Annotated in this window: 3 protein-coding genes; 1 reads left to right on the top strand and 2 read right to left on the bottom strand. The window is 76.9% G+C overall.

Translation table 11 applies throughout. The features are described 5' to 3' along the window. The first annotated feature begins 143 nt into the window (after positions 1-143). Positions 144-1,730, top strand: coding sequence for an AMP-binding protein (locus tag ABZ641_RS25975; RefSeq protein WP_359985398.1), 1,587 nt, complete (start codon positions 144-146; stop codon positions 1,728-1,730). Between the two features lie 46 nt (positions 1,731-1,776). Here the strand turns inward: ABZ641_RS25975 and ABZ641_RS25970 are convergent, their stop codons facing one another. Next, on the bottom strand, positions 1,777-3,603 hold the full coding sequence (locus tag ABZ641_RS25970; RefSeq protein ID WP_359985395.1) for a BTAD domain-containing putative transcriptional regulator: 1,827 nt from the start codon (positions 3,601-3,603) through the stop codon (positions 1,777-1,779). Positions 3,604-3,891: 288 nt separating this feature from the next. Continuing rightward, on the bottom strand, positions 3,892-4,792 hold a 901-nt coding region (locus ABZ641_RS25965; protein ID WP_359985392.1), incomplete at its 5' end, for a CHAP domain-containing protein.

Here is a 4,792-nt window from a genome sequence, read left to right as displayed (position 1 = left end):
CCACACACCCCCCCCACACCCCCCCCTCTCCCCCCCCCCCCCCCCCTTCCCCCCCCCCCCCCGGCCCCCCCCCCGGGGGGGCCGGCCCCCCCCCCCCCCCCCCGCCCCCGTCCCCCGACCGACCGACGAAAGGTGCCAGCCCCGTGTCGCTCTCCCTCGCCTGCATCCTCGCCGAGGCCGCCCGCCGGTACCCCGACCGCACCGCCGTGATCGACGGCCCGCTGCACGAGACGTACGCCGAGCTGTGGGCCGGCGCACTCGCCCGCGGCGGCGCGCTGACCGCACTCGGCGTCCGCCCGGGCGACCGGGTCGCCCTGATGGTGCCCAACACCGTCGAGTTCCCGCGCGCCTACTACGCGGTCCTCGCCGCCGGGGCGGTCGTCGTCCCCGTCCACCTGCTGCTCACCCCGGCCGAGGCCGCGTTCGTGCTGCAGGACAGCGGCGCCCGGCTGCTGCTCGTCGACCAGGCGCTCGCCGGGGCCGGCGCCGAGGCCGCCTGGCTGGCCGGCATCCCCGCGATCGGCGTCGGTGCCGCGACCGGGCAGCACGAGTCCGGTGCCGCGGCCGGGACGCCGGACCCCGACCCCGGCTGGCAGGGCGTCCTGCCGCGGCTGGAGGAGACCGCGGCCGCCCCGCTGCGCAGCTACGCCACCCGGCAGCCCGAGGACCCGGCCGTGCTGCTGTACACCAGCGGCACCACCGGCCGGCCCAAGGGCGCCGTGCTCACCCAGCTCAACCTGGTGATGAACGCCGTGGTCAACGCCTTCGACGCCAACGACGTCACCCCCGACGACGTGGTGCTCGGCTGCCTGCCGCTGTTCCACGCCTACGGCCAGACGGTGGCGATGAACACGACCTTCCGGGTCGGCGCCACCCTCGTCCTGATGGGGCGGTTCCGGCCGGAGCAGGCAATGGAGCTGATGGTCCGCCACCGGGCGACGGTCTTCCACGGCGTCCCCACCATGTACGCGGCGCTGGTCGAGGCCGCCGCCCGCAGCCGGCCGGAGGGGCTGGCGCTGCGGATGTGCGTCTCCGGCGGCGCCGCCCTGCCGCTCGCCGTGCTGGAGGACGTCGAGGAGCACCTCGGCGCCCCCGTCTTCGAGGGGTACGGGCTCTCCGAGACCTCGCCGACCGCGGCCGTGAACCAGCCGCACTTCGGCCGTCGGGCGGGCACCGTGGGCCACCGGGTCTGGGGCGTCGAGGTCGAGATCGCCCGGCCCGGCACCGGGCCGCTGGAGCTGCTGCCCACCGGCGGGATCGGCGAGATCGTCGTCCGCGGCCACAACGTCTTCGCCGGGTACCACCGGCTGCCGGAGGCGACCGCCGAGGCGATGGCGGACGGCTGGCTGCGCACCGGCGACCTCGGCACGCTGGACGCGGACGGCTTCCTCACCGTCGTCGACCGGACGAAGGACGTGGTGATCCGCGGCGGCTTCAACGTCTACCCGAGCGAGGTCGAGGACGTGCTGCTGCGGCACCCGGCGATCGCCCGGGTCGCGGTGATCGGCCTGCCGCACCCCCGGCACGGCGAGGAGGTCTGCGCGGTCGTCGTCCCCGCCGACCCCGCCGACCCGCCCGCCCCCTCGGAGATCACCGCCTGGGCCTCCGAACGGCTCGGCCGCCACAAGTACCCGCGCCAGGTCGAGATCGTCGCCGAACTCCCGCTCGGCCCCAGCCTCAAGGTCCTCAAGCGCGAACTCCGCCGCACCGTCACCCCGGCGGCGAACTGACCCGGGCCGCACCGGTCCGGCGGAAACGGGGTGGCGGCCGGGCCGGTCAGCCGGCCAGGGCGGCGCGGCGGGGAGCGTGCGGGTCGGACCACGCCTGGGCGGGGCGGTGCCGGGCGCGTTCGCGGGCGTAGGCGCGCAGCAGCGGCTCGTAGCGGTACCGGCCGGGCTCGCGGGCGGTGAGCAGGCCGGCGTCGGTGAGCCGTTCCAGGACGCGTTCGGCGCGGGCCGGGGGTTCGCCGAGCAGGCGGGCGGCGGTGCTCAGGCCGACGGTGTCGGTCGGGGCGAGGGCCAGCAGGTGGAAGGCGCGGGCGGTCGGCGGGTCGAGGCTCTCGCAGCCCGCCGCGAAGGCCGCGCGGACGTCCAGGCTGCCGAGGCAGAGTTCGTCCAGGGCACGGCCCTCGTCGACGATCCGCTCCACCAGGTGCCGGACCGTCCAGGAGGGCCGGGCGGCGAGCCGGGCACCGCAGATCCGCAGGGCCAGCGGCAGCCCGCCGCAGGCGGCGGCGAGCTGGCCGAGCGCCCGGGGTTCGGCGTCCGCCCTGGCCGGGCCGACCAGCCGGGCGAGGAACTGCCGGGCCTCGTCGGCGGGCAGCGGCCCGAGGTGCAGGGCGTGGCTGCCGCCGAGGTCGGGCAGCCGGGTACGGGCGGTGACCAGGGCGGAGTTGCCGGGCCCGGCGGGCATCAGCGGCCGGATGTGGGCGCTGTCGCGGGCGTCGTCCAGGACGACCAGTGTCCGTCGGCCGGCCAGCAGCGAGCGGAACAGTGCCGTCCGGGAGTCGGTGTCCTGCGGAACGGCGGCGGCGGGCACGCCGAGGGCCAGCAGGAAGCTGCCGAGCACGGCGTGCGGGGCGGCCGGCTGCCGGCGGCTGCCCCGCAGGTCGGCATAGAGGATGCCGTCGGGGTAGGCGCCGCGGGCGTCGTGCGCGGCGTGCTGGACGAGGGCGCTCTTGCCCGCACCGGGCTGGCCGCTGACGACCGCGATCAGCGGGGCGCGGCGGTCGTCGGCGGTGAGCAGCGCGGCGAGGTCGGCGGCCGGCTCCGTCCGGCCGGTGAAGTCGGTCAGGCCGGGCGGGAGTTGGAAGGGGGTGACGAGGACGGTACGGGTGCGGGCGGCCGGGCGGGCGGGTGCGGCGAGGGCGGGGTCGGCGCGCAGGATGCGGCCGTGCACGGTGCGGATCTCGCTGCCGGGGTCGACCCCCAACTCGTCGGCGAGCACCCGGCGGACCTCCCCGTACACGGCGAGCGCCTCGGACTGGCGGCCGCTGCGGTAGAGGGCGGTCATCAACTGGGCCCAGAGGTGCTCGCGTTCGGGGTGGGCTGCGGTCAGCGTCCGCAGTTCGCCGAGGAGTTCGGTGTGCCGGCCGAGGGCGAGCGCCGCTTCGGCCCGGCCTTCGAGGACGTCGAGACGGGCTTCGGCGAGCCGGCCGGCCTCGGAGCGCCGCAGCGCCTCGGAGGGGACGTCGACGAGGGCGGGTCCGCGCCAGAGCGCGAGCGCCGCCTCGTAGTGGGCGGCGGCCTGCTCGGCGTCGCCGTTGCGGAGCCGGTCGTGGCCGAGGTCGCGCAGCCGGGTGAACCGGTCGGCGTCGAACTCCTCGGCGGCGACGACCAGGAGGTAGCCGCCGGCCTCCGTGGCGAGCCGGTGCCCGGCCTCGCCGAGGGCCTTGCGCAGCCGCATCACGTAGTTGCGCAGGGTGGTGGCGGCGGTGCGCGGCGGCCACCCGTCCCACACCGTGTCGGCCAGTACGTCGGCCGGTACGACCTGCCCTCGCCGGACGAGCAGGGCCGCCAGCAGCGCCCGCTGTTTGGCCGCGGCCACCGGGCGGTCGCCCTCCGCGTCCCGCACCAGCAGCGGCCCGAGTATTCCGAACTCCATCCCCACGCTCCCCCACACCTCGGCCTGGTGCGCCGGGCGGCGGGGCCCGTCCCCCGGTCCGCCGCCCGGCGTGACTCCGTTCTATGCCGGTGCGGGGTTGACCGGTGGATCTTGCGGTGACGGCCAATCAACTCCGGGCAGCGCCGGTCTTCCGAGGTGGGCGCGGACGGCGGCGCGGCACGGCCGACCCGCTCCGGGGCGCGGACGGGGACGGCGGCGGGGCGGATTCGGCCGGGCCGCCGCCGGCCCCCGTCCGGGCCGGTCAATCAATTCCGGTCAACGGCCGGTTCAGCCGCAGTGGCTCCAGCCGCTCGTCCAGGTGGTGCCTCGGTAGGAGCCGCCCCAGTCGACGCAGGTGCCCGTCGCGTCCAGCGTCACCGGGCCCGCGTAGTAGGTGAAGCTGCCGGGGTTGGCGGCACTGGCGCCGCCCTGCACCGTGAGGGTGGCGTCCATCGGGACGGCGCCGGAGGGCCGGTCGGCCAGGGTGACCACGCAGTTGCGGCCGCTGGAGGCCTCGTACAGCAAGTAGGCGGTGGCGCCGCCGAACGCGTGCGAGTCGATCACGCCGAAGCCGGGGCCGCAGACCTGGGCGGGGGTGTACGGGTTGGCGGTGGAGGTCGTGACCGGGGTGATGTAGCCGTCGATGCGGTAGCCGTGGGCGGGGTCGACGGTGCCGGGCACGCTGCCGACCGCGCGCTCGGAGGCGGGGACGGTCAGCGACACCACGGAGGAGCTCTTGGCGAACGCGGGCTCGTCGACGGCGTTCGGGTCGCCGTTCCAGTCGCCGTTGGCGGTCACCACCGAGCCGTCCGCGCCGACCGAGGTGACGATGCCGACGTGGTGGACGACGGCGCCCGAGCCGGTGCCGGTGCCGTAGATCACGGCGTCGCCGGGCTGCGGCTGGTAGGTGGCCGCGGTGTGCAGGGTGCCGTTGTTCTGTCCGTAGGTGCGGAAGCTGACCGCGGAGGCGTCGAGTCCGGTGACGGCGAGTCCGGCGTTGCGCCACGCCCAGATCGCGAAGTCGGCGCACCAGTACTCGGGGACGCCGGCCCAGCCGACGCAGCTGTGCTCGAACTGGGAGCCGCCCAGGGTGTTGTGGGTCGGTGTGTCGGCACAGGTCCCGGCGGAGCGGCCGACGTTGGCGGCGGCGAGCTGGGCGGCGGTGGCCGCGGCGGCCGCGGCGGTGTTC

Source organism: Kitasatospora sp. NPDC007106 (assembly GCF_040634455.1).
GTDB lineage: Bacteria > Actinomycetota > Actinomycetes > Streptomycetales > Streptomycetaceae > Kitasatospora > Kitasatospora arboriphila.
The sequence above is the reverse complement of the archived record's forward strand: the minus strand, read 5'-3'. Positions and strand labels throughout refer to the sequence as shown.